Origin of the sequence: Thioclava sp. ES.031, assembly GCF_002563775.1 — a bacterium.
In the GTDB taxonomy this organism is placed as follows: Bacteria; Pseudomonadota; Alphaproteobacteria; order Rhodobacterales; family Rhodobacteraceae; genus Thioclava.
In genome coordinates, this window is record NZ_PDJO01000001.1 from 3,526,482 (window position 1) to 3,550,168 (window position 23,687).

The following is a 23,687-nucleotide window of genomic DNA, read 5'->3' on the forward strand; positions in this document are numbered from 1 at the left end:
GGTAACGCAGACATAATAAATATCGAGTAAAGAGCAAAGAAGTCCTGTCTTTTCAACGCTCATTCCGGCTAACAAGTCGGATAATACCAGCAAGTGACATCGCATCGTTTCCCGTATGGCCCGAATCGCCTTTATTCTTCTGACCCATAAGGATCCTGACGGGATCATCGCGCAGGCGGAACGGCTGACGCAGACGGGCGATTATGTGGCGATCCATTTCGACGCGCGCGCCAAGCCCGAACATTACCGCAAGCTACGCAGCGCGCTCGATGCCAACCCCAATGTCACCTTCGCGAAAAAGCGCGTCAAATGCGGCTGGGGCGAATGGAGCCTCGTCGCCGCGACTTTGGAGGCGGTAAAAGCCGCGGTCGCCGATTTCCCGCGCGCCACGCATTTCTACATGCTCTCGGGCGATTGCATGCAGATCAAATCGGCCGAATACGCGCATAACTTCCTCGATGCGGAAGAGGTCGACTACATCGAAAGCTTCGACTTCTTCTCGTCGGGCTGGATCAAGACGGGGATGAAGGAAGACCGGCTGGTCTATCGCCACTGGTTCAACGAGCGCAATCAGCCCAAGCGGTTCTACCTCGCCTATAACCTGCAAAAGCAGCTGAAGCTGTCGCGCGAGGTGCCGAGCGATCTGCAGATGATGATCGGCTCGCAATGGTGGTGCCTGCGCCGCCGGACGATGGAGCAGGTGCTCGATTTCATCAAGGCGCGGCCCGATGTGATGCGGTTCTTCCGCACGACCTGGATCCCGGACGAGACCTTCTTTCAGACCATCGTCCATCACCTGATCCCCGAGACCGAGATCCGCACCCGGACGCTGACTTTCCTGATGTTCACCGATTACGGGATGCCCGCGAATTTCTACAACGACCATTACGATCTGCTGCTGGCACAGGATTACCTCTTCGCGCGCAAGATCAGCCCCGAGGCGCGCGACCTGAAGCAGCGTCTGGGCGAGTTGTGGACGCGCGAGGGCGTGGACTTCGCCGTTTCGAACGAGGGCCGCGCGCTGCATCGCTTCCTGACCGGGCGGGGGCGCATTGGCCGTCGCTTCGCACCGCGCTTCTGGGAGGCGGAGGCGACCTTGGGCCGCGAGCGCACGCTGACCCTGATCCTGTGCAAGAAATGGCATGTCGCGAAACGGCTGGTGGCCGAGTTCCGCAAACGCTCCTCGATCCCCGCGCTCGATTACGTCTTCAACGAGATGGGCCCCCTGCCCGATCTCGGCGGCATCGAAACCAGCCCGGAAAAGCGAAACCGTCACCGCCGCGCGCTGATGCGGATGGTCTTCGACCACGAGAACGCCGACCGCATGGTGATCTGCGTCGACCCCGCCGAGCTCGACGTGATCGAGGATTTCACCCGCGACAAATGCCAGACCCGCATCCTCGAGATCGAGTGCCAGTTCTCCGACGACTATCTCAAGGGGCACGCACAGCGCGTCGGCCTCGCGGGGCAGCATACGCCGCCGCAGGTGGTCGATCAGATGCTGCCGACAATCCGCGCCGATCTGCACCACGAATCCGAGCGGCTCCGCGATGCCGAGTTCGAGAATTACGCCCTCATGCGCGAGGGCGGCGAGATCGAAGACAACGCCCGCGCGCTGGCCCATGCGCTCGACATCCCCTCCGATATGGCGCAGGAATTGGCCGAACTCGACTACATCTTCCGCGACTGAGGAGAGAGGCTATGGCCTATACCTATGACGATCAGAACATCTTCGCCAAGATCCTGCGCGGCGAGATTCCGAACGACACCGTTCTGGAGACCGAGCATACGCTGGCCTTCCGCGACATCGCCCCGAAAGCGCCCGAGCATGTGCTGGTGATCCCGAAAGGCGCCTATGTCGCGCTTGATCATTTCTGCGCCGAAGCGAGCGATGCCGAGATCGTCGATTTCCACCGCACGGTGGCCGAGATCTGCAAGATGACCGGGGCGAGCCCGGGCGAAGGCGGCGAAGGCTATCGCGGCATCACCAATGCGGGCGAGAACGGCGTGCAGGAAGTGCCGCATTACCACCTGCACATTCTCGCGGGTCGCCCGCTCGGGCCGATGCTGCTGATGCGTTAAGTCTTGCGGCGCGCCCTGATCTCGGGCGCGCCAGACAGGCTCAGATGAGCCCGCGCTCTGCAAACAGCGCCTTCACATCGATCTCGGGCCGCGCGCCGTAATGGCCGATCACTTCGGCCGCCGCAGCGCAGCCCATCTTGCCCGCGGTCTCGAGGCCCTGCCCCGTCGCATAGCCGTAAAGGAAGCCGGCGGCGAACTGATCGCCGGCGCCCGTCGCATCGACCGGCACGACGCGCTTGACCGGAACCGTCGCGCGTTCCTCGCCACGGATCAGGATCACGTCGTCGCCCGAGCGGGTGCAGACCACCAGCTCGCATTCCTCGGCCGCCTGTTTCAGCGCCGCATCCAGATCGGTCTGATAGAGCGATTCCCATTCGTGCTGGTTGCCGATCACGTAATCCATCTGGTCGCGCACCAGACGCCGGAAATCGGCGCGGTGACGGTCGACGCAGAACGGGTCCGACAGCGCGATCCCCGCCTTGCCACCGCCCCGGTGACAGCCCTGCGCCGCCTTCAGGAACGCGGCCTTCCCGTGATCCTTGTCGAAGAGATAGCCTTCGAGGAACAGGATCTGCGTGTTCTCCACCACTTCGAGGCTCACATCCTCGGTCGAGACCTCCGCAGAAATCCCCAGATAGGTGTTCATCGAGCGCTCACCGTCGGGCGTCACGAAGATCATCGAGCGCGAGGTCGGCAGCTCCCCATCCGTCACCGGCGGGTTCGGGAAATCCGTGCCCTCGCCATGCAGGGCCGCCTCGTAGAAGCGCCCCAGCGTGTCGTCGCGCACCCGGCCGATAAAGGCGGTCGTGAGCCCGAGATTGCCCAGCCCCGCGATCGTGTTGCCCACCGAGCCGCCCGGTGCCTGCGTGCGCTCTTTCATGGCGCCGTAAAGCGTCTCGCCGCGCTCGCGCTCGATCAGCTGCATGATGCCTTTCTCGATGCCCATATGCTCGAGAAAGCTGTCGTCGCATTGCGCGATCACGTCCACGACGGCATTGCCGATGCCGACGACCTGATACTGTTTCAAAGGTTTTTCTCCTCAAACTGGCACAGATCCTTGATCGGACAGGCCTGACATTTGGGTTTGCGCGCCACGCAGATATAGCGACCGTGCAGGATCAGCCAGTGATGGGCGTGGCGCTGGTATTCGACGGGCACGTTGTCTTCGATGGCACGCTCGACCGCGTCGACATCCTTGCCCGGACAGATGCCGCTGCGATTGCCGACCCGGAAGATATGCGTGTCGACCGCCTGCGCGGGATGGCCGAACCACATGTTCAGCACCACATTCGCGGTCTTGCGCCCGACCCCCGGCAGCGATTGCAGTGCCGCGCGGGAGGACGGCACCTCGCCGTCATACTGATCGACGAGGATCTGGCTCAGCTTGATGACGTTCTTCGCCTTCTGCCGGAACAGCCCGATCGTCTTGATATGCTCGGTCACGCCTTCCAGACCCAACTCCAGCATCTTCTCGGGCGTGTCGGCCACGGCGAAAAGCTTCCGCGTCGCCTTGTTCACCCCCGCATCGGTCGCCTGCGCGGAAAGCGCCACGGCCACCACCAGCGTATAGGCGTTGACGTGCTCGAGCTCCCCCTTGGGATGGGGTTCTGAGGCTTCGAACCGCGCGAAGACCTCTTTCATCGTGGCATAATCGAATTGCTTGGCCATGCTTTCCTAATGCCCGCCACACGCGCGAAGGGCAAGGCCGCGCGCAAACCGCAGCTTTCGGGTCGCGCGGCTGCCACCCGCGCCCTAGGATCGACGAGAACCAAGAGGTGCGTGATGAACGACCACAGCGACATTGCCGAGAGCTACCACTATCAGGTCATCGCCCGCGCGCTGGCCGAGATCGACGCGGCGCAGGCGGCGGGTGAGTTGCTGACGCTCGAGGCGATCTCGGCGCGCCTCTCGATGAGCCCCGCGCATTTCCAGCGGCTGTTCTCGGCCTGGGTCGGGGTCTCTCCGAAACGCTACCAGCAATATCTGACGCTCGACTTCGTACGCGAATTGCTGAGCCAGCGCCTGCCGCTCGACGAGGTGGCCGACCGCGCAGGGCTCTCCGGCACGGGCCGGTTGCACGATCTGGTGCTGCGCTGGGAGGCGATGACGCCCGGCGCGTTTGCCCGCGGCGGCGACGGCGTCACGATCCGCTGGGGGCGGTTCGACAGCCCCTTCGGCCCGGTGATCGCGATGGGCACCGATCAGGGGCTCTGCGGCATGGGCTTCACCGCCGAGATGGGCGAACGCGAGACCTTTGACGACCTCGCCCGCCGCTGGCCGGACGCCCGCTTCATCGAAGACCCCGAGCCGCTGCGCGCCTGGGTCGAGGCCGCGTTCAGCCGACACGGCGAGGCGAAGCTGACGCTGATCGGCGCGCCTTTCCAGATCAAGGTCTGGGAGGCGCTGCTCTCGATCCCGTCTGGGCAGGTCACCACCTATTCCGACATCGCCGAGGCGATCGGCAATCCGAAAGCGGTGCGCGCCGTGGGCACCGCCGTGGGCCGCAACCCGATCTCCTTCCTGATTCCGTGCCATCGCGCCCTGCGCAAATCCGGCGGTCTGGGCGGCTATCACTGGGGTCTGGGTGTCAAACGCGCGATTCTGGGCTGGGAAGGGGCCCGCGCCGAGGCCGATTGAGCGCCCCTCCGCCGGTTCTGCCGAGAAATGATGCGCGGAATTCCGCGCTTCACGAAAAGGGCATGGAACCTGCGCGATTTTTACGCGTATCTTCTCGTCAAGCCTCGAAACATGAGGCGACCAGAGAAGGCAGAGACAGAACATGACCACCGTTCTCAAGACCAAAACCATTCTTCTGAGCGCCGCCGCTGCAATGGCGCTCACCGCTTGTGTGCCGGGCGGCTACACCGGGGCGGACAACCCCGACCAAAGCCCGAACGCAAACCGCAATGCCGGCGCGATCACCGGCGCGCTGATCGGCGGCGCGATCGGCGCGACGAGCAAAGGCGACGAGAAGCTGACCAAAGCCGCAGCGGGCGCCATCGTCGGCGGCGTGCTCGGCGGCGCGATCGGGTCGCAGCTCGACCGTCAGGCGCAGGAACTGCGGCGCGACCTGACCACCAACGGCGTCAGCGTCGTGCGTCAGGGCAACCAGCTGATCGTGACGATGCCGCAAGACGTGCTCTTCGCGACCGACAGCGCGGCCGTACGCCCCGATCTGCAGCGCGACCTGTACACGCTCGCAGGCAGCCTCAACCGCTATCCGGACACCACCGTCGAAGTCGTCGGCCATACCGACAACACCGGCGATGCGGCCTACAACATGCGCCTGTCGCGTCAGCGCGCGCAGTCGGTGGCCAATGTCCTGATCAATGGCGGCGTCCCGAGCTACCGCGTGATCCCGACCGGCCGCGGCGAGGATCAACCTATCGCGAGCAACCTGACCGCCGAGGGGCGTCAGGCGAACCGCCGGGTCGAATTCATCATTCGTCCGAACAACTAAACCGCTCGTCAGAGTGGGAAAAGGGCCGGGGAAACCCGGCCTTTTTTCATTGCCGACGACCCGATCTGGTCATACATCTTTACCACATGGAGGGGTGCATGCCATTTCAGAAGATCGAATCCGAGAAGCTCGCGAATGCTGTCGTGCGCCAGATCGAGCAGCTCATCCTGCAGGGCATTCTGCGCCCCGGTGAGCGCCTCCCCTCCGAGCGAGAGCTGTCCGAACGCCTTGGCGTCTCGCGTCCGAGCCTGCGCGAAGCGGTCGCGGAACTACAGGAGTCGGGTCTCCTGACCACCCGCGCCGGGGCCGGGATCTATGTCGCCGAAGTGCTAGATTCCGCCTTCTCGCCCGCCCTGATCCGCCTGTTTGCGCGAAACGATCAGGCGCTGTTCGATTACATCTCGTTCCGCCGCGACATGGAGGGGCTCGCCGCCGAGCGCGCGGCGCAATGTGGCTCGGACACCGATCTCGCGGTGATCCAGACGCTGTTCTCGCAGATGGAAGCGGCCCATTCCAAGCGCAATCCCACGCAGGAGGCGCAGCTCGATGCGCAGTTCCACATGGCGATCATCGAGGCGAGCCATAACGTCATCATGATCCACATGATGCGCGCGATGTTCGACCTGCTCGCCGAGGGCGTGTTCTACAACCGCTCGATGATGTTCCGGAACCGCGGCACGCGCAGCAAGCTGCTCGATCAGCACCGGGCGATCAACGAGGCGATCCAGCGTCGCGACGCCTCTGCCGCGCGCAAGGCCATCGCAGCCCATATGGAATTCGTCGAGGTCGAGATGGCGGCGATGCGCCGGGCCGAGCGCAACGAGGCCACCGCGCGCTTACGTCTCGAACATAATCGCTGAGCCCACATCACCTCTGAGCCCAAGACAAAGAAAAACCCCGGCCCATCGGACCGGGGTTTTCAATGTCACCCGTTAGGGGAGATCAGTTCAGGCGCTGTTCGACTTCCGAAAGCGAGCTGTCGATCATCGCGGCACGGTCCGACGCGCTCAGCTGCTTGGCGAGCACATCACCAGCGGCGGCCACGGCGACCGACACGGCACGGTCCTTGACCTCTTTCAGAGCCTGCGCCTCGGCCGAGGCGATCTGCTCGTCAGCGGCCTTCAGGCGGCGCTCGATCGAGACCTTCAGGTCTTCCTTGGCCTTCTCGGCAGCGGCTTCGGCGTCGCGCTTGGCTGCGGCGACGATCTGGTCAGCCTGCCCCTGCACTTCGCGCGATTTACGCTCGTAGCTGGCGAGAACCGCTTGCGCCTCGTCACGCAGCTTGCGCGCTTCGTCGAGATCCGAGCGGATGTTCGTCGCGCGCTTGTCGAGCATCTTGCCCAGCATGCCCGGCACCTTCGCGTAGAGCACGATGCCCACGAAGATGATGAAGGCGATGGTCACGATGAAGTTCGTGTTCCAAAGCGAGAAGAACGGACCCGTCGCTGCGAAGGCGGGCTGTGCCGCCACGAACGGAAGGAGAAGCGAGAGTTTCTTCATCGTCTTACCCTTTCAGCCGCGTTTCAACAGCCGCGGTCACGGCCTTGGCGTCAGCCTTGCCACCCAGAGCCGCGACGATCTCGCCGGCGGTGTCCTTGGCGACCTGATCGACCGCTGCAAGCGCGCCGTCGCGGATTTCCGCGATGCGGGCTTCCGATTCCGCGGAGCGTGCGGCGATCTCGGCATCTGCCTTGGCGATAGCCGCGTCGAGGTCCTTTTGGATCTCGGCCTTGGTTTCGCCTGCGATCTTCTGCGCCTGAGCGCGTGCTTCGGCCAGAGCCTTCTCGTAAGCGGCTTCGGCCTCTTCGGCCTTGCGCTTGAAGTCTTCGGCCGCGGCGATGTCACCCGCGATCGTGCCCTGACGATCGGCGAGAACTGCCTCGATCCGGGGCAGTGCGATGCGCGTCAGCAGCCAGTAGATCGCGACCAGAGCGACCACGAGCCAGAAGATCTGGTTCGGGTAGCTCGAGAAGTCGAGCTGCGGCATACCGGCCTTTTGCGCGGTATGTGCCGCGCCTTGGGCCGCATCAGCGGCTGCGTGCGCTGTATTTTGCGTTTCGCTTGCCATGTCGTCCCTCGACCCTGATCACAAATCCCCTTGCGGGTCACGGGATGGGCTCCGAATGAGCCCACCCGCCCTCAAGGAAAAGCGTGCTGGATCAGACGGCGAACATCAGCAGCAGCGCGACGAGGAACGAGAAGATCCCGAGCGCTTCTGCGAAGGCGATGCCGATGAAGAGGGTCGCGGTCTGGCCAGCGGCCGCCGAGGGGTTGCGCAGTGCGCCCGACAGGAAGTTGCCGGCAACGTTGCCCACACCGATAGCCGAGCCGCCCATGCCCATGCAGGCCAGACCAGCGCCGATGTAAGCACCCATTTGAACGATATTGCCTTCCATTGTCGTAACTCCTTGAGGTTGGAAGTGGCAGAAATTTGGTGAACTGGTTCGATCCGTTATCCGGTCAGTGTGCCGGGTGAAGCGCGTCGCGCAGATAGACGCAGGTCAGGATCGTGAAGACATAGGCCTGGATGAAGGCCACGAGAACTTCGAGCCCGTACATCGCGGTGATCGCGAGGATCGACAGCGGGGTGACGGCGATGCCGACGCCCGAGAACAGGATCAGCGGCGCGAAGGCGGCGAACACTTTCATAACCGCGTGGCCAGCCATCATGTTGCCCGCAAGACGAATGGAGTGGCTGACGGGGCGCACGAAGTAGGAGATGATCTCGATGATCGCGAGGATCGGGCGCAGCGCCAGCGGCGCCGAGGCCACCCAGAACAGGCTCAGGAAGCCCGCGCCGTTCTTGACGAAACCGATCACGGTCACCGCAACGAACACGGCGATCGCCAGCAGACCGGTCACAGCGATATGCGAGGTCGTGGTGAAGCCGCGCGGCAGCAGGCCGAGGAAGTTCGAGAAGACGATGAACAGGAAGACCGTGAAGATATAGGGGAAGAACTTCAGCGCGTCCTTGCCCGCCACGTCCTCGACCATCTTGTGAATGAAGCCGTAGGACAGCTCCGCGATGGACTGGGCGCGCGAGGGCACCACGGCGCGGCCGCGGGTGCCGATGACGAGCATGAAGAAGATCGCCAGAACGGCGATCGCCATCCACAGCGTCGCATTGGTCGGCGTGTACCAGTGCACCGGGCCATCGCCGAAGAGGGGCTTAACGATAAACTGATCCATCGGGTGGAAGGTCAGTTCACTGCGCATTTCCTGTTCAAGAGTTGCCACGGTCGTCTTCCTCTTCATCGGCCATGTCGGCCGCACGCTCTTCGTTCATTTCCTTGGCCGAGCGAAGCATTACCTTCACCCCGGCCGCGAGCCCGAGAAGCGTGAACAGCACCATCATCCAAGGCATCGTGCCCATAAGCACATCCAGCCCGTATCCGATGCCGAAGCCGATCCCCAGCCCCGAAACCATTTCGATCACCATACGCCAGGCCATATTCGCCTGGGACAGATGATGATCGGCACGTTGCGGAGGCGGTTCTTGCGTCTTTCTCACTGCCGCAAGCTTCTTCTCAAGCGCTGCGAGGCGCTCGGGATCGGGCTCGTCGGAGCGGTGATCAGGCATGGTTCGGCCCCCACTCAGGTCTCAGCCGTGATAGCCGTGCCCCCCGCCTGAGTCAATTCCGGATAGGCCTCGGAAAGCACCTCGCAACCCATTGATCCGTAACGATTTTGAAAATAGGCCTCAAATTCGCGCCGCGCCAAGCTCACGCGAATGCGAGCAATCGCATATTCAACCGATCGGTTGACGTTTATCGCGCGCCGCCCCATCAAGGAGCGATGCTACCGCCGCCCACCCCGTCTCTCGATGCGATCTTCGCCGCGCTCGCCGATCCGACCCGGCGGACGATCCTGACGATGCTGCTCGAAGACGACATGGCGGTGACCGACGTGGCCGAGCCTTTCGAGATGTCGCTGGCGGCCGTTTCCAAGCACCTCGCGATCCTGACCAATGCCGGGCTGATCTCTCAGGAGAAACGCGGCCGGGTGAAGTGGTGCAAGCTGGAGCCGCTCGCGATGTCCGCGGCCACGACATGGATTCAGGGATTCGGCCAGTTCGAACCGCTGGATTTCGACGCGTTCGAGAAATTCCTCGAAACCGAACTGGCGCAGCTCGAGATCGAGCCGGAGGAGATCGAGCCCGAAGAAACCAGGCCGGTGGAAAACGGGCAAAGCGACGCGCCGCCCGGCAGCGCGCCGCAACACGATTAGATCGAGCCCGCCTCGACCATGTAGTTGTTCGCCGTGCACATCGCCGCATCGTCCGAGGCGAGGAACAGCACCATCCGCGCGACATATTCCGGCTGGATCAGATCCGGCAGGCATTGGTTGCGACGATGCTCCTCCAGCGCCTCGGGCGTGGCCCAGAGCGTTTTCTGGCGGTCCGTCATGATCCAGCCCGGCACGACCGTGTTGACCCGGATGCGATGCCCGCCCAACTCGCGTGCCATCGTGCGGGTCAGCCCGTGCACCGCCGCTTTCGCCGTCGCATAGGCCGGAAAGCCGCTGCCGGCCTCCCACCACGAATTCGATCCCATATTGATGATCGACCCCGCCCCTTTTGAGATCATGTCCGGCGCAACCGTCTGGATCGCGAAGAACATGTGGCGCAGGTTGGTGTGCTGGCGCTCGTCCCAATATTCCGCGTCGATCTCGCGCCAGTCGTGGCGGTCGTCGCGCGCGGCATTGTTCACCAGCACATCCGCCGGGCCGATCTTCTCGCGCAGCCGCCCCAGCGCCTCTTTCATCGCGGCGATGTCGCGCAGGTCGCACAGCTCGTACTCGACGCCCAACCGTTTCGCGATCGCCGCGCTCCCCTCCGCATCGCGGTCGAGAAACCCGACCTTCGCCCCTTGCGCGGCGAAGCCTTCGACGATCAACGCCCCGATCCCCGAGGCGCCCCCGGTCACGATTACGGATTTGCCCTTCAGGCTCGGATAAGTCGCGAAGTCCGGCATCTGCTCCTCCTCTTTTCGCGGCGAGCATCGCGCCCGACGTCACGACTGTCCAGACGGCGGCGACAGGGCCTACGTCACAAATCCTTCGCCCCGGCGTCAGCGGGCTGTCACAGCCCGGGGTAATATGACGCCCGAAGCCCCGAGCCGACGGCCTGCCGCCCGACGCGACACCTCGCCCTCAGGGCCTTCGTCATATCAAGTCATCTTGGGGGTATACATGCCACGCCTTTCCCGTTCGCTCACGCTTTCCGCAGCGCTCACCGCCGCCCTTCTCTCCACCGCGCTGGTGGCTCCGGCCCATGCACAATCCGCCTCCGACGCGGGCGTCCTGAAGGTCGCGCTCTGGGGCGACGAGTTCTACAGCAAGGATCCCGAGGAGAAGGCAAACTGGATCGACCAGACCGTTGCCTCGATGAACGATCACGATCTCGATTTCACGATCTTCGCCGGCGACACCAAGAGCGGCAGCAGCGAATGCACCGATCAGGCGATCGGGGCGGACGTGCAGGCGATCTTCAACCGCCTCGACATGCCGACGCTCTACGCCCTCGGCGACAATGAATGGGTCGACTGCCACCGGACCAACAATGGCAGCTACGACCCGGTCGAGCGGCTTTCTTACCTGCGCAAGACCTTCTTCGATGCCGCAAAGTCACAGGGCTCGAACCCGATCGACGTCGAACGTCAGGGTGCCCCGGGCGAAGCCTATAGCGAGAACAGCCGCTTCGAGCGCAACGACGTGATGTTCGTGGCCCTCAACGTGCCCGGCAGCAACAACAACCTTGTGGTGACCGACAAGCAGTGCACCAAGAAGTCCGACCGCACGCAGGCCGATTGCGATGCCGCAACCGCGGAGTACGAGGCGCGCAACCCGAAGAATGTGGAATGGCTCAAGGAGTCCTTCGCAAAGGCACGCGAGAATAACGACGCGGGCATCCTGATCGACATTCAGGCCGACATCTTCTTCCCCTTCGAACTGAGCGGCGGCGGCTACAAAGACGATTTCCTGCCGACCCTCGACGACAAGAACGGCTTCACCGACTTCTACAAGACCCTCGTCGAGGAGACGCATAACTTCGACGGTCAGGTCCTGCTGGTTCACGGCGACTCGCATTACTTCAAGGTCGACAAGCCCATGCTCCAGCCCGATGGCCGCAGCACCGCGAACTTCACCCGCGTCGAGGTGTTCGGCAGCAGCGACAACAGCTGGGTCGAGATGACGGTCGATCCGAAATCCGATGGCGTCTTCTCGTTCCAACCCGTGGTGCTGAAGCAGTAAGCTGCGCCTGTCGCGGGACTTGCCGGTTCTCCGGCAGCTCACTCCAACCTTAGAGACGGGCGGCGGTTCATTCGTCGCCCGTGTTCCTTTTTCAGCCTCAACGACGCGAAGCGTCGCACCGCAACGAAAAAGGCCGCCCCCGATGGAGCGGCCCTGATCATTCGCGACGACGACAGCTTACTTGCGGTTGTCGTCCTCATCCTCGTCGTCATCGTCCTCGGGCAGGTTGAAGAAGCTGTCCGCGTCCGAGTAATCGGCATTGTCCGCCGCGTCGTCCTCTTCCTCGTTCTCCTGCTTGAGATCGGAGGAGGAGAAGTTCTCCAGACCGGCGATGCCGGAGGGCAGGCGCGGCTCATCGGGCATGCCCAGCGACTGCTCGGTCGAGACCAGCTTGCGACGCTCGTCATCGCTCATCACGCCTTCGGCGGCGGCTTTCTTCGCGGCCTTCTGCACTTCGATATCCAGCTCCGACTGGCGGCACAGACCCAGCGCGACCGGATCGATCGGGGTCATGTTCTGGATGTTCCAGTGCGTGCGCTCGCGGATCGACTGGATCGTGGGCTTGGTGGTGCCGACGAGACGCGCGATCTGCGCATCGGCCAGCTCCGGGTGGAATTTCACCAGCCACAGGATCGCGTTCGGACGGTCCTGACGCTTCGACAGCGGCGTGTAGCGCGGCCCGCGACGCTTATCCTCGCCGACGGCAGCTTTGTTGAACTTCAGCTTGAGCTTGTGCAGCGGGTCTTTCTCGGCCTTGTCGATCTCTTCCTGATCGAGCTGGCTCGAGGCGACCGGATCGAAGCCCTTCACGCCGGTTGCGACGTCACCATCGGCGATGCCCTGCACTTCCAGTTCGTGCAGGCCACAGAAATCCGCGATCTGCTTGAAGCTGAGCGTCGTATTGTCCACCAGCCACACGGCGGTGGCCTTTGCCATCAGGGGCTTGTTCGTCATTGCAGCCATCCTTTACATATCTCTCCCGGGCCGAGAAATCGGCTGCGGCGCGGGAATTCCCTGCCGCGGTCCATTTCTGGAAGGGGAATTGCCGCCTCATATAGTCAATCGCGCGTCGGGAGAAAAGAGAAAATGACTCGTTTGGGCCTTCTGGCCGCAGCCCTGCTTGCGCTTTCGACCGCTGCCCTGCCCGCCCATGCCGAAGGCGAGCGCGCGGGCGATTTCGACTATTACGTCCTCTCGCTCAGCTGGTCGCCCACTTGGTGCGCGCTGACGGGCGATGCGCGCAACTCGCCGCAATGCGATCCGAAGCACGATCATTCTTTCGTGCTGCACGGGCTTTGGCCGCAATTCGAGCGCGGCTGGCCCAGCTTTTGCCGCACGCCGCATCGCGATCCCTCGCGCCAGCAGACCGCCGCGATGGAAGATCTGACCGGCGCGCCGGGGCTGGCCTGGTACGAATGGAAGAAACACGGGCGCTGCTCGGGCCTGTCGGCCACGGACTATTTCGCGCTGGAACGCGAAGCCTATGCCAGCATCGAAATCCCGGACGTACTGGCCAATCTCGACCGCGACGTGCGACTGCCCGCGAAGGTGGTGGAGCAGGCGTTTCTGGAGGTCAATCCCGGCCTCGATGCCGACGAGATCACCATCACCTGCAAATCGGGCCGCATTCAGGAGGCCCGCATCTGCCTGACCAAGGATCTCGAGCCGCGCAAATGCGGCTCCGATACGATCCGCGATTGCAGCCTGCCCAACGCACTGATGGAAAAGGTGCGCTGAGGCGTCAGTCCTCTAGCGGCGGCTGCCGATCTTCCAACGTGGGCAGCTTGTGGCGCGCGGCGACGTCGTGGCTGTGGTCTTCGTCGGCCTTGCCTGCGGCGCAAATCCACGCCTTGGCCTGATCCAATTCACTCAAGCGGAACAGCTTGACCGTGCCGGGGATCATCGGCGCGAAGGCCTGTACGCCCCAACGGATCCAGTCGACATCGCTCACCAGCGCCACGGCGGCGAAATCGCCCAGATGCGACAGGCCCAGCTTGGTGTCGTCCCATGCCGCTTTCGCGGTGTAGCCGTCGAATGCGTCGCCGATGATATAGAGCAGCTTCACCTTGCCCTCGGCGGCGATCTTGGCCTCCACCGCCGGGATCAGGTGCTGCTCGTAAGCCTCCGCGCCGATCGTGCCCTTGGCCTCGAATGCCAGCACATCGGTCGGAAACCCGTCCAGAAATTCAAAGCGTCCTTCGCTCATGACCGCCTCCCCTCGTTGGTCCGCGCACGCCGGAAGCATACACCCGGCGCACGCGGGACGAAAGTTCAGCCGCCTGCAACTTCCAACACGATCTTGCCAATATGCTGGCTCGTCTCCATCCGCTCATGGGCTTTTGCAGCCTCGGCCAGCGGGAAAGTGCTGTCATGGATCACGCGCAGCTTGCCCGAATTGATCATCGGCCAGACATTGGCGCGCAACTGCCGCGCAATCTCGGCCTTGGCGGCATCCGATTGCGGGCGCAGCGTGGCCCCGGTGATCGTGAGACGCTTCACCATGACCTGCGCGAAGTTGATCTCGGCCTTGGGTCCGCCAAGGAAGGCGATGAAGACGAGGCGCGCATCATTGGCCATCGCCTTGATATTGCGCGCGATATAGTCGCCGCCCACCATGTCGAGCACGAGGTTCGCGCCGCCCTCGGCCTTCAGCACATCGACGAAATCGCCCGTCTTGTAGTTGATCGCCGTCGCGCCAAGCTCTTCGCAGACCGCGCATTTCTCGGGGCTACCGGCAGTGGTGAACACGCGTGCGCCCAGCGCCGTCGCGATCTGGATCGCGGTCGTGCCGATCCCGGAAGAGCCGCCATGCACCAGGAACCGCTCGCCCGCCTGCAACCCGCCGCGCATCACCATGGTCGACCAGACGGTGAAGCAGGTCTCGGGCAGACAGGCGGCCGATTTCAGATCAAGCCCCGCAGGCACGGGCAGCGCATGTTCCGCCGGACAGGTCACATACTCGGCATAACCGCCACCGGGCAGCAGCGCGCAGACCGCGTCGCCCACTTCCCAATCCGTGACGCCCGGCCCGATCGCCGCGACCCGGCCCGAGCATTCCAGCCCCGGCAAATCCGACGCGCCCGGCGGCGGGTTGTAGGCGCCTGCACGCTGCAGCGCATCGGGGCGGTTCACCCCGGCATAGGCCACCTCGATCAGGATCTCCCCATGACCCGCAACCGGCACGGCACGGGTGACTTCTTTCAGCACCTCCGGCGCGCCATGTTCGGAAATCTCGACGCAGCGCATCTCGGTCGGCATCTCGACAGGTTTCATCAATGCGCCTCCCGGCCCGGCATGTCGTCAGTGCCTTTCGGCGCACGGATGCCGCCGAGAAGCTTCGGCAGGAAAGGCAGTTTCATCGCCGCACCCTTCACCTTTTCGAACTGCATCACATCCTCGATGCGGCGGTCGAGGAAGGCCCAGGTGTCGGCCTTGCCCTCGCTCTCATCGCCCATCCAGTACAGCACGGTCGAGCTATAGACCCCCGAAAGCGTCATCCGCTTCGTGTACCAGTTGTAATCCTCGCTGACGTCGCCCAGTGCGCGCCAGATCTTGTCCGAGGTCTCCCAGATCAGCTTCGAGCCGGTCGTGGCATTCTGCGGCAGCGCGAAGATCGCGGCCCCGCGGCGCACCAGTTCCGGATCGGCCTCTTCCAGACGGAAGCGCACGGCGGTCGCGATCCGGTCGCGGAACTTCATCCCCGACAGATCGGCCTCTTCCAGACGCTTGAGCATCGCGGCATCGCCCTCGCGGTGATAGGCCACCGCCAGATCGACGGCGCCGCGCGGACACACGACCCGCGCCAGCCCCGGATCGAGCCCCAGATCGGAGACCGCGAGCTTGAAGGCCGGCTCGGACCAGCCGTCGAAAGGCACATGCGGCTTGATCGCCGCCAACAGCTCGGATCGCGTGCGGTCCATATCGAGATGGTCGTTTTTCATCGCGTTTCCTCTCTCAGCTTTGGCGGTAGACAAACCGCCTTTTGGTGACTATATGGAGCGCTCCTGCAAGCAACTGCAACTCTAACTTAGGAAGGTGGTGACACCACATGCAGGTCAGCGTTCGCGACAACAACGTCGAACAGGCGCTCCGTGCTCTGAAGAAAAAGCTTCAGCGCGAGGGTGTGTTCCGCGAAATGAAGCTCAAGCAGCATTTCGAGAAACCCTCGGTCAAAAAAGCGCGCGAGAAAGCCGAAGCCGTCCGCCGTGCCCGTAAACTGGCACGTAAGAAGGCTCAGCGCGAAGGCGCGCTCTAAGCGCACCGCTCCGCGTCTGAAAAGGCGCCTGAAAATGCTGGCGGGCTTGCCCGCACCGATGACCCCCGAGGCTTGGCCGCGGGGGTTTTTGGTTTCTGGAAGACACCTCCACAAGAAAGCGCAGACGACGCCGCTTTGATCTTGCCTAAAGCGCCGCGCCCCCTACCCTAGCGCCAGCACTTCGTTCTGGCGGGAACCGCTTTCACATGTCCGATATCCGGCCCGTCCTGCATCTCTTCGGCCTGATCCTCGCGGCCCTCGGGACCGCGATGCTGGTGCCCGCGGCGCTGGACTTCAGCGACCTCAATCCGAACTGGCAGGAATTCTTCGAGGCGGCGGTCGAGACCGCGCTGATCGGGATGGTTCTCTCGCTCGCGACCCGAACCAAAAACGCGAATGGGCTCAACACGCGTCAGGCCTATCTGCTCACGGCGGCGATCTGGCTCGGCCTGCCGATCTTTGCAGCCCTGCCCTTCATCGAAGGCGCGCCGCATGCGACATGGACCAACGCCTATTTCGAGGCCGCCTCGGGCATCACCACCACCGGCTACACCGTCTTCGAACATCTCGACACGTTGCCGCGCGGGGTGGTGCTGTGGCGCGGGATGCTGAACTGGTTCGGCGGGCTCGGGATCGCCTTCGTCGCGATGATCTTCCTGCCGGTGCTGCGGATCGGCGGGATGCGCTATTTTCAGGCCGAAGGATTCGACACGCTGGGCAAGGTGATGCCGCGTGCCCATAATATCGCGCGCTCGCTGCTCTGGGTCTATGTCTCACTGACGCTGGCCTGCGCGATCAGCTATGCCGCCGCGGGCATGAGCTCCTTCGACGCGATCTGCTACGCGATGGCGACAATCGCGACGGGCGGCTTCGGCACGCATGACAGCTCCTTCGCGAGCTTCTCGCCGGGTGCGCAATATGCCGGTGTCATCTTCATGCTGGGCTCGGCCCTGCCCTTCATCCGCTATGTCCAGCTTGGCCGCGGCGACCTGCGCCCGTTCTGGGACGACCCGCAAATCCACGCCTTCCTGCGCTGGTTCGCCCTCGCGCTCGCCGCCCTCCTGATCTGGCGCTACACCCATGCGCCCGAGGGGATCGAACCCACCTTCCGTTCCGCCGCCTTCAACCTGTCCTCGATCATGACCGGCACCGGCTTCGGGACCGCCAATGTTGCGAATTGGGGGAGCTTCGCGATGGTGCTGGCCTATTGGGTCGGGCTGATCGGCGGCTGCACCGGGTCCAGCTCGGGCGCGCTCTCGGTCTTTCGCTTGCAGGCGCTTGGCGCGGTGATCCGCGCCGCCGTGCGCCGCCTGCAGATGCCGCATCGGGTGCTGCAACCGCGCCTTGGTGACAAGCTGCTGGAGGAGGACGTGCTCTCCTCCCTGATCCTCTATTTTACCGGCTATATGCTGACGCTCGGCCTGATCTCGGTCGGGATTTCGATGACCGGGGCGGATTTCGTCTCGGCGCTCTTCGCGACATGGGGGGCGCTTGGCAATATCGGCTACGGGGTCGGCCCGCTGACCGATCGCACCGGCACGATGATCGACTTCAGCGACGCCGCGACATGGCTGCTGACGCTTGCGATGCTGCTGGGCCGGATCGGGATGCTCGCGATCCTCGTCGTGTTCCTGCCGCGCTTCTGGCGCGCTTAAACCGGCATCGCCGTGGTCGAGACTACGCATTTGAGCGAGAAACTGGACTGGATTTGCGCCACGCCCGGAATGTTGGCGAGCTTCGCCCGGTGCAGCCGCGCGAAATCCTCGGCATCGGCGGCGACCACCTTCAGCAGGTAATCCGCAGCCCCCGCCATCAGGTGACATTCGAGCACCTCGGGCACTTGCTGCACGCCCTTCTCGAACGCATCGAGCACCTCATCGGCCTGACTCGACAGCTTGATCTCGACATAGACCGTCGTGGTCCGCCCCAGCTTGCGCGGGTTCAGCAGGGCGACGTAATCGCGGATGTAGCCTTCCTCCTCCAGCCGCTGCACCCGGCGGTGGCAGGCCGAGGCCGACAGGTTCACCCGCTCGCTCAGCTCGGCATTGGAGATTCGCCCCTGCCGCTGCAAAACCTCCAGCAGCCGACGATCTGTCGCGTCCAGCTTGTCGCTCATGCAATATCCTGCCGATCTTTGCGCATTTCATCGAAGATACGAGCGACCCACCCCATCCACAACTGGCAAATTGGCAAAGCACTTGCTTGTGACGGAGCGCATACTGGGGGCAGGACGTTTCCATTTTTTGGAGGAGGACACGCGATGAAGATCGGAACGGTGCGCGAGATCAAGGCGCAGGAATTCCGCGTCGGGCTGACCCCGGCTGCGGCACAAGAAGCGGTCGCCCATGGCCACGAGGTGCTGGTCGAAACCGGGGCAGGTCAGGGCGCGGGCTTCGCAGACAGCGATTACGAGGCGGCTGGCGCGAAGATCCTCGGCGATGCGGCGGATGTGTTCGCCCAGGCCGAGATGATCGTGAAAGTGAAAGAGCCGCAGGCCTCCGAACGCGCGATGCTGCGCGAGGGCCAGCTTCTCTTCACCTATCTGCATCTGGCCGCCGACCCGGCGCAGACCCATGACCTGATGAAATCGGGCGCGACCTGCATCGCCTATGAGACGGTCACCGCGAAGGACGGCACCCTACCGCTGCTCGCGCCGATGTCCGAAGTGGCCGGCCGCCTCGCGCCGCAGATGGGTGCCTGGACGCTGCAGAAAGCCAATGGCGGGCGCGGCGTGCTGATGGGCGGCGTGCCGGGCGTGTCGCCCGCGAAGGTCGTCGTGATCGGCGGCGGCGTCGTGGGCACCAACGCCGCGCGCGTAGCTGCCGGGATGGGCGCGGATGTGACCGTGCTCGACAAGTCGCTGCCGCGTCTGCGCTATCTCGATGACACATTCGGGGGCACCTTCCGCACGGCCTATGCCTCGAAAGCCGAGACCGAGGCACTGGTTGCAGCCTCCGATCTGGTGATCGGCGCGGTGCTGATCCCCGGGGCCGCCGCCCCGAAACTGGTCACCCGCGAGATGCTGAAGACGATGAAGCCCGGCGCGGCGATCGTCGATGTCGCGATCGATCAGGGCGGCTGCGTCGAGACCTCGCATCCCACGACCCATGACGACCCGATCTACGAGGTCGAGGGCGTGATGCATTACTGCGTGGCCAATATGCCCGGCGCGGTCGCGCGCACCGCAACCCTCGCCCTGTCGAACGCGACGCAGCCCTTCCTGCTGGCGCTCGCCGACAAAGGGTGGGAGCGCGCCTGCGCCGAGGATCCGCATCTGGCCGCGGGCCTCAACGTCCATGCGGGCAAGGTGACTTACAAGGCTGTGGCCGAAGCGCTCGACCTGCCGCTCGACACCCCCGAGGCGGTGATGCACGCGGCCGAATAAGGGCCACCCTGCCCGCGAATGAAACGGCCCGGAGCGTCGCCCCGGGCCGTTCTCATATCTGCCTGCGACGTCTGCCTGAGACGTCCCACGCCGTCACTCCCGAAGCGCGTCGCGGATCTCAAGCAGCACGTCGAGCTGGCTCGGCCCGGTCGGCACCTCCGGCGCGACATCGTCCGGCTTCTCCGCCGCGGCCTTCACGCGGTTGACCATCTTCACGAGCATGAAGACCACGAAGGCGATGATGAGGAAATTGATCACCGCCATCACGAAGGCCCCATAGGCGAAGATCGACGCCCCCGCCTTGCGCGCCTCTTCGAGGCTGGCGCCAGCGGGCACCTCCCCGGACAGAACGGCATAATTGTTGGTGAAATTGACCCCGCCCGTGAACAGGCCGATGATCGGGTTGATGATGTCGCCGACGAGCGACGTGACGATCGCGGTGAAGGCCGCGCCGATGATGATGCCCACCGCCATGTCCATGACATTGCCCTTGGCGATGAAATCCTTGAATTCCTGAATCATTTCAGACCCTCTTTGCGATGCGCCTTTTGCGCCGCAACAGGCTAACACGATCTTGCGGTCTGCATAGTCTCCAACAGCGGGCTCCGTGGGACGCATCCGGGCGGGATCGCGGCTCAGCAAAGTCTCCGGCGCGCATCCTCGACAAGGCGGCGGGCGACCTGCGCCGCCGTCGTCCCCGTGTCACCGCCGCGGCGAGGCGAAAGGGCCGAGGCGACCGGCAGGGCCGCAAAGCCGTCGCTGAGACGGGCGCGCGCCTCCTGTCGTGCAATATCGGCGATGGCTTCGGCATCGAAGCGAAGCGCCTGCTGGATCTGATCCGCCGCGTCCTCGCACGGCCCTGCCCCAGCGCGGCCACACGCGCAGGCACAGCCGAAATGGTCGGGCATCTGGGAAATGTTGCGCAGGCGGCGCTGCGCGGCGCGGATGCGATCGCAGGCCGCGTCGCGCTGATCGGCGCGCAGGGAAAGCTCGAGCGGCAAGGTCTCTGCCAGAGTCGCACGCTCTTCCTGAAGCCCTTCGGCCGCCGCGCGCAGGGCCGCTGCCGTGTCTGGCTCGGCCGTCTTCGCATCCTCAAAGCAACCCGAAATCATCTCGTCCAGAAACGCGACCCGGTGACGTGCGATCAGGTCGGCCGCCTCGGCAAAAGCGAGATCGGAGACCGCCTGCCGCAATTCCTCCAACGCGCGTTCGACGGCGCAATCGCCCGCCCCGCGCAGCGCAGTCAATGCGCGCTGTTCAAGCGCGAGTGACGCGGACCCGTATTCCTGTCCAACCATGGCGGCATCCCTTTCTGGTAACCGCATCAGGCTGGCACAACGGAATGAACGAAAGGTGAACCTCCATCCGCCTTTCACCGCCACATCTAAATTTCAGTGATTTCTCAGTCGCTTGACCGAAGCGCCTTCGTGAGAGCCGGGAACATTTCGGCATTCGACGCGATCACCGAACCCGATTCGAGAACCTCGCGCCCTTCGCGCACGGCTTCCACGAAACCGCCCGCTTCCTTCACGAGGAGCATGCCCGCAGCCACGTCCCACGCGTTCAGCCCGCGCTCCCAATAGCCTTCGTAGCGGCCCGCCGCGACATAGGCCAGATCGAGCGAGGCCGCGCCCCAGCGCCGGACGCCAGCGCATTGCGGCATCAGCTTGGCAAGATCCTTCAGCGTCGCCGGAAGGGTCGATTTACCACCGAAGGGCACGCCGGTCGCGAAGACCGATTCGATCATCTTGTGACGGCCCGAAACCCGCAGACGGGTGTCGTTCATGTAAGCGCCAAGGCCCTTCTCGGCGAAATACATCTCGTCTTTCGCGGCATCGAACACCACGGCCGCGATGATTTCGCCTTTATGCTCCAGCGCGATCGAGATCGCCCAGTGCGGCAACCCGTGCAGGAAGTTCGTGGTGCCGTCGAGCGGGTCGACGATCCAGCGGCGCGTCGGGTCGTCGCCTGCCTCTTCGCCGGTTTCCTCGCCGAGCCAGCCATAGGAGGGGCGCGCGCCGCGCAGCTCGTCCTTGATGATCTTCTCGGCTTCGCGGTCGGCCTTCGAGACGAAATCGCCCGGCCCCTTCGAGGAGACCTGAAGGTTCTCGACCTCGCGGAAATCCTTGACCAGCGAGCGGCCTGCCTTGCGGGCGGCCTTGATCATCAGGTTGAGGTTTGCGCTGCCTTGCATCTCTGGGCTCCTTCGCGTTTCAAGCGGTCGCCTTACAGGGGTTGCGTGGAAAATCCAAGACCTTTGGCGCGTCAGGCGAACTGAGGAGGGGCTCTGCCCCGCTCGCTGCGCGAGCCCCCGGGATATTTCGGTCGAGAAGAAGGCTCAGGCGCGCTGAAGCTTCACCGGCTCGGTGCGCGCAAGCCGCAGGAAATGCGCCATGAAGGGCTGAGTGGCATCTTCGGAGCGCGTCGCGGCATAGAGCCGCTTGGTCAGCCCGTGTTCGGTCACCGGCTTGGTGATATAATCGGGCTGGTATTTCACCTCGCGCAGAACCCAGTCGGGCAGCACCGCGACGCCGCGATTCGAGGCGACCAGCATCAGGATCACCGCGGTCAGCTCCACCTGCCGCACGGCTTTCGGCTCGACCCGGGCGGGGGTGAGCAGCTGCGTGAAGATGTCCGAGCGCCCCCGGTCGATCGGATAGGTGATCAGCGTCTGATCCGCGAAATCCTGCGCCTCGATATAGGGTTTCGCGGCCAGCGGCGAATTCGCGGCGGCGATAAAGGTCGGCGCATAGTCGAAGAGCGGGTTGAAGGTGACGCCGTCGATCTTCTCCGGATCCGACGAGATCACCAGATCGACCTCTTCGCGGCTCAGCGCGGGCAAGGCGTTGAAGGCCAGACCGGGCCGGATATCCACGTCGATATCGGGCCAGGCGTGGCGGAAACGCTCCAACACCGGGAACAGCCAGTCGAAACAGGCGTGGCACTCGATCGCGATATGCAGACGGCCCGCGCGGCCTGAGCGCAGCGCCTCGAACTCGGCCTCGGTCGCGGCGATCTCGGGCAGGATGCGTTCGGCCAGCCGCAACAGCTTTTGTCCCGCCGCCGACAGTTTCAGCGGCTTCGAGCGACGCACGAACAGCTCCACCCCGGTCTGATCTTCCAGCCCTTTGATTTGGTGCGACAGCGCCGATTGTGTTATGTGCAGCACGTCCGCTGCCTTCGCGAGCCCCCCGGCATCGTGAATCGCCTTGATTGTGCGCAGGTGACGGAACTCGAGATGCATCTTGCTGTTACACTCATAACCATTTTGAGGATTATGAGTTTGTCTCACAAAGCCCGATCTGGCACAAGAGAGCGAACGAAAGGACAGATTCCCATGACGACGCCCAAGGTCAGCTTCGAATTTTTCCCGCCGAAGACGCTCGATGCGTCGTTCCGGCTGTGGGAAACCGCGCAGGTTCTGGCACCGCTGAAACCCGAGTTTACCTCCGTGACCTATGGTGCGGGCGGCACGACGCGCAAGCTGACCCATGAGGCGGTCGGCACGATCCACAAGAATTACGGCCTCAATGTCGCCGCCCACCTGACCTGCGTGGAAGCGACCAAGGCCGAGACGATGGAGATCGTGGACGCCTATGCCGAGGTCGGCGTGACCGAGATCGTGGCGCTGCGGGGCGATCCGCCGCAGGGTGCTGCGCATTTCACGCCGCATCCCGAGGGCTTCGCCTCTTCGGTCGAGCTGATCGAGGCACTGGCCGAGGATGGCCGCTTCACGATCCGCGCGGGCGCCTATCCCGAGCCGCATCCCGACGCCGCCGACAATATGGCCGATGTGCGCTGGCTCAAGCGCAAGGTCGAAGCGGGCGCGACCTCGGCGATCACCCAGTTCTTCTTCGAGCCGGAAACCTTCTTCCGCTTCCGCGATGCCTGCGAAAAGGAAGGGATCGACGCGAAGATCATCCCCGGCATCCTGCCGATCCAGTCGTGGAAAGGCGCCAAGAAATTCGCGCAAAGCTGCGGCACCTCCATCCCCGCATGGGTCGAGGAAGCGTTCGAGCCCGCGATCCGCGACGGGCGCGAGCATCTTCTGGCGACCGCGCTGTGCACCGAGCTGTGCGACAAGCTGATCGAGGGCGGCGTGGAAGACCTGCATTTCTACACGCTCAACCGCCCCGGCCTGACCCGCGACGTCTGCCACGCGCTGGGTGTGACGCCCGATACGGTGCTGGAGAAAGTGGCCTGAAAGGGCGCTCAAATGGATTGAACGGAGGGGCCCGGCTGGGCCCCTTTTC

The 23,687-nt window shown here is 64.0% G+C and carries 29 protein-coding genes; 12 read left to right on the plus strand and 17 right to left on the minus strand.

The features are described from left to right. Window positions 1–115 precede the first annotated feature (115 nt). Window positions 116–1,690, plus strand: a complete 1,575-nt coding sequence (locus AXZ77_RS16755; protein ID WP_098412022.1) for a DUF5928 domain-containing protein — start codon at window positions 116–118, stop codon at window positions 1,688–1,690. Window positions 1,691–1,701: 11 nt separating this feature from the next. Further along, window positions 1,702–2,082, plus strand: a complete 381-nt coding sequence (locus tag AXZ77_RS16760; protein ID WP_078604859.1) for an HIT domain-containing protein — start codon at window positions 1,702–1,704, stop codon at window positions 2,080–2,082. 40 nt (window positions 2,083–2,122) lie between these two features. On the opposite strand, the gene AXZ77_RS16765 is transcribed toward AXZ77_RS16760, so the two are convergent. Both AXZ77_RS16765 and nth read right to left on the minus strand, forming a co-directional pair. Beyond that, window positions 2,123–3,109, minus strand: a complete 987-nt coding sequence (locus AXZ77_RS16765) for an adenosine kinase (RefSeq protein ID WP_098412023.1) — start codon at window positions 3,107–3,109, stop codon at window positions 2,123–2,125. Next, window positions 3,106–3,750, minus strand: a complete 645-nt coding sequence (gene nth / locus AXZ77_RS16770; protein ID WP_078542261.1) for an endonuclease III — start codon at window positions 3,748–3,750, stop codon at window positions 3,106–3,108. Before nth ends, AXZ77_RS16765 begins: the two co-directional genes overlap by 4 nt. A 114-nt stretch (window positions 3,751–3,864) precedes the next feature. Here nth and AXZ77_RS16775 point away from each other — a divergent pair, with 114 nt between their 5' ends. From AXZ77_RS16775 to AXZ77_RS16785, 3 genes are all read left to right on the plus strand, one after another. After that, window positions 3,865–4,719 (plus strand): methylated-DNA--[protein]-cysteine S-methyltransferase, encoded by an 855-nt coding sequence (locus tag AXZ77_RS16775; protein ID WP_098412024.1) that lies wholly within the window; start codon window positions 3,865–3,867, stop codon window positions 4,717–4,719. A 142-nt stretch (window positions 4,720–4,861) separates the two neighbouring features. Next, the gene (locus tag AXZ77_RS16780) at window positions 4,862–5,542 is read left to right on the plus strand and encodes an OmpA family protein (RefSeq protein WP_098412025.1); all 681 of its coding nucleotides are present in this window, start codon (window positions 4,862–4,864) and stop codon (window positions 5,540–5,542) included. Window positions 5,543–5,640: 98 nt separating this feature from the next. After that, window positions 5,641–6,402 carry a FadR/GntR family transcriptional regulator gene (locus AXZ77_RS16785; protein WP_078522464.1) on the plus strand — a complete coding sequence of 254 codons (762 nt, stop codon included), beginning with the start codon at window positions 5,641–5,643 and terminating at the stop codon, window positions 6,400–6,402. An 82-nt stretch (window positions 6,403–6,484) separates the two neighbouring features. On the opposite strand, the gene AXZ77_RS16790 is transcribed toward AXZ77_RS16785, so the two are convergent. From AXZ77_RS16790 to AXZ77_RS16810, 5 genes are all read right to left on the minus strand, one after another. After that, entirely contained in the window at window positions 6,485–7,042 is a 558-nt protein-coding gene (locus AXZ77_RS16790) for a F0F1 ATP synthase subunit B (protein ID WP_078522463.1), read from the minus strand. Between the two features lie 4 nt (window positions 7,043–7,046). Next, complete coding sequence (locus AXZ77_RS16795; RefSeq protein ID WP_098412026.1) at window positions 7,047–7,610, minus strand: F0F1 ATP synthase subunit B'; 564 nt, start codon at window positions 7,608–7,610, stop codon at window positions 7,047–7,049. 91 nt (window positions 7,611–7,701) lie between these two features. Next, window positions 7,702–7,938, minus strand: coding sequence for a F0F1 ATP synthase subunit C (locus AXZ77_RS16800; RefSeq protein WP_038144344.1), 237 nt, complete (start codon window positions 7,936–7,938; stop codon window positions 7,702–7,704). Between the two features lie 64 nt (window positions 7,939–8,002). Beyond that, window positions 8,003–8,758, minus strand: coding sequence for a F0F1 ATP synthase subunit A (locus tag AXZ77_RS16805; RefSeq protein WP_093476999.1), 756 nt, complete (start codon window positions 8,756–8,758; stop codon window positions 8,003–8,005). 7 nt (window positions 8,759–8,765) lie between these two features. Further along, complete coding sequence (locus AXZ77_RS16810) at window positions 8,766–9,122, minus strand: AtpZ/AtpI family protein (RefSeq protein ID WP_078522460.1); 357 nt, start codon at window positions 9,120–9,122, stop codon at window positions 8,766–8,768. 215 nt (window positions 9,123–9,337) lie between these two features. On the opposite strand from AXZ77_RS16810, the gene AXZ77_RS16815 reads away from it, so the two are divergent. After that, a complete protein-coding gene (locus AXZ77_RS16815) occupies window positions 9,338–9,769 on the plus strand; it encodes a helix-turn-helix transcriptional regulator (protein WP_098412027.1) in 432 nt (143 codons plus the stop codon). Here AXZ77_RS16815 and AXZ77_RS16820 read toward each other — a convergent pair. Beyond that, window positions 9,766–10,515: an SDR family NAD(P)-dependent oxidoreductase gene (locus AXZ77_RS16820; protein ID WP_098412028.1), complete on the minus strand. Its 750-nt coding sequence runs from the start codon at window positions 10,513–10,515 to the stop codon at window positions 9,766–9,768. The genes AXZ77_RS16815 and AXZ77_RS16820 overlap by 4 nt on opposite strands. 217 nt (window positions 10,516–10,732) lie before the next feature. Here AXZ77_RS16820 and AXZ77_RS16825 point away from each other — a divergent pair, with 217 nt between their 5' ends. Continuing rightward, window positions 10,733–11,794 carry a hypothetical protein gene (locus AXZ77_RS16825; protein WP_176536063.1) on the plus strand — a complete coding sequence of 354 codons (1,062 nt, stop codon included), beginning with the start codon at window positions 10,733–10,735 and terminating at the stop codon, window positions 11,792–11,794. Window positions 11,795–11,971: 177 nt separating this feature from the next. Here the strand turns inward: AXZ77_RS16825 and AXZ77_RS16830 are convergent, their stop codons facing one another. Next, window positions 11,972–12,748 carry a DUF1013 domain-containing protein gene (locus AXZ77_RS16830; RefSeq protein ID WP_098412029.1) on the minus strand — a complete coding sequence of 259 codons (777 nt, stop codon included), beginning with the start codon at window positions 12,746–12,748 and terminating at the stop codon, window positions 11,972–11,974. 132 nt (window positions 12,749–12,880) lie between these two features. On the opposite strand from AXZ77_RS16830, the gene AXZ77_RS16835 reads away from it, so the two are divergent. Then, on the plus strand, window positions 12,881–13,531 hold the full coding sequence (locus AXZ77_RS16835; protein WP_098412030.1) for a ribonuclease T2: 651 nt from the start codon (window positions 12,881–12,883) through the stop codon (window positions 13,529–13,531). 4 nt (window positions 13,532–13,535) lie between these two features. Here AXZ77_RS16835 and AXZ77_RS16840 read toward each other — a convergent pair whose 3' ends face one another. The 3 genes from AXZ77_RS16840 to AXZ77_RS16850 form a co-directional block, all read right to left on the minus strand. Further along, complete coding sequence (locus AXZ77_RS16840) at window positions 13,536–14,000, minus strand: STAS/SEC14 domain-containing protein (RefSeq protein ID WP_098412031.1); 465 nt, start codon at window positions 13,998–14,000, stop codon at window positions 13,536–13,538. A 65-nt stretch (window positions 14,001–14,065) separates the two neighbouring features. After that, a complete protein-coding gene (locus AXZ77_RS16845) occupies window positions 14,066–15,052 on the minus strand; it encodes an NAD(P)H-quinone oxidoreductase (RefSeq protein ID WP_098412598.1) in 987 nt (328 codons plus the stop codon). Window positions 15,053–15,066: 14 nt separating this feature from the next. Then, entirely contained in the window at window positions 15,067–15,735 is a 669-nt protein-coding gene (locus AXZ77_RS16850; RefSeq protein ID WP_078522453.1) for a COQ9 family protein, read from the minus strand. Window positions 15,736–15,842: 107 nt separating this feature from the next. On the opposite strand from AXZ77_RS16850, the gene rpsU reads away from it, so the two are divergent. Both rpsU and AXZ77_RS16860 read left to right on the plus strand, forming a co-directional pair. After that, window positions 15,843–16,049, plus strand: a complete 207-nt coding sequence (gene rpsU, locus AXZ77_RS16855) for a 30S ribosomal protein S21 (RefSeq protein WP_011748553.1) — start codon at window positions 15,843–15,845, stop codon at window positions 16,047–16,049. A gap of 206 nt (window positions 16,050–16,255) precedes the next feature. After that, the gene (locus AXZ77_RS16860; RefSeq protein ID WP_098412032.1) at window positions 16,256–17,704 is read left to right on the plus strand and encodes a TrkH family potassium uptake protein; all 1,449 of its coding nucleotides are present in this window, start codon (window positions 16,256–16,258) and stop codon (window positions 17,702–17,704) included. Here the strand turns inward: AXZ77_RS16860 and AXZ77_RS16865 are convergent. After that, entirely contained in the window at window positions 17,701–18,165 is a 465-nt protein-coding gene (locus AXZ77_RS16865) for an Lrp/AsnC family transcriptional regulator (protein WP_078569775.1), read from the minus strand. The genes AXZ77_RS16860 and AXZ77_RS16865 overlap by 4 nt on opposite strands. 144 nt (window positions 18,166–18,309) lie before the next feature. Here AXZ77_RS16865 and ald point away from each other — a divergent pair, with 144 nt between their 5' ends. Continuing rightward, entirely contained in the window at window positions 18,310–19,434 is a 1,125-nt protein-coding gene (gene ald, locus AXZ77_RS16870; protein WP_098412033.1) for an alanine dehydrogenase, read from the plus strand. A gap of 93 nt (window positions 19,435–19,527) precedes the next feature. Here ald and mscL read toward each other — a convergent pair whose 3' ends face one another. The 4 genes from mscL to AXZ77_RS16890 all read right to left on the minus strand — a co-directional run bounded on the left by mscL (window position 19,528) and on the right by AXZ77_RS16890 (window position 22,678). Continuing rightward, window positions 19,528–19,956, minus strand: a complete 429-nt coding sequence (mscL, locus tag AXZ77_RS16875) for a large conductance mechanosensitive channel protein MscL (RefSeq protein ID WP_098412034.1) — start codon at window positions 19,954–19,956, stop codon at window positions 19,528–19,530. 113 nt (window positions 19,957–20,069) lie between these two features. After that, a complete protein-coding gene (locus AXZ77_RS16880; protein ID WP_098412035.1) occupies window positions 20,070–20,732 on the minus strand; it encodes a hypothetical protein in 663 nt (220 codons plus the stop codon). 104 nt (window positions 20,733–20,836) lie between these two features. Further along, window positions 20,837–21,628 carry an inositol monophosphatase family protein gene (locus tag AXZ77_RS16885; RefSeq protein WP_098412036.1) on the minus strand — a complete coding sequence of 264 codons (792 nt, stop codon included), beginning with the start codon at window positions 21,626–21,628 and terminating at the stop codon, window positions 20,837–20,839. A 144-nt stretch (window positions 21,629–21,772) separates the two neighbouring features. Beyond that, a complete protein-coding gene (locus AXZ77_RS16890; RefSeq protein ID WP_098412037.1) occupies window positions 21,773–22,678 on the minus strand; it encodes a LysR family transcriptional regulator in 906 nt (301 codons plus the stop codon). Window positions 22,679–22,771: 93 nt separating this feature from the next. Here AXZ77_RS16890 and metF point away from each other — a divergent pair, with 93 nt between their 5' ends. After that, window positions 22,772–23,638: a methylenetetrahydrofolate reductase [NAD(P)H] gene (gene metF, locus AXZ77_RS16895; RefSeq protein ID WP_098412038.1), complete on the plus strand. Its 867-nt coding sequence runs from the start codon at window positions 22,772–22,774 to the stop codon at window positions 23,636–23,638. Window positions 23,639–23,687 lie beyond the last annotated feature (49 nt).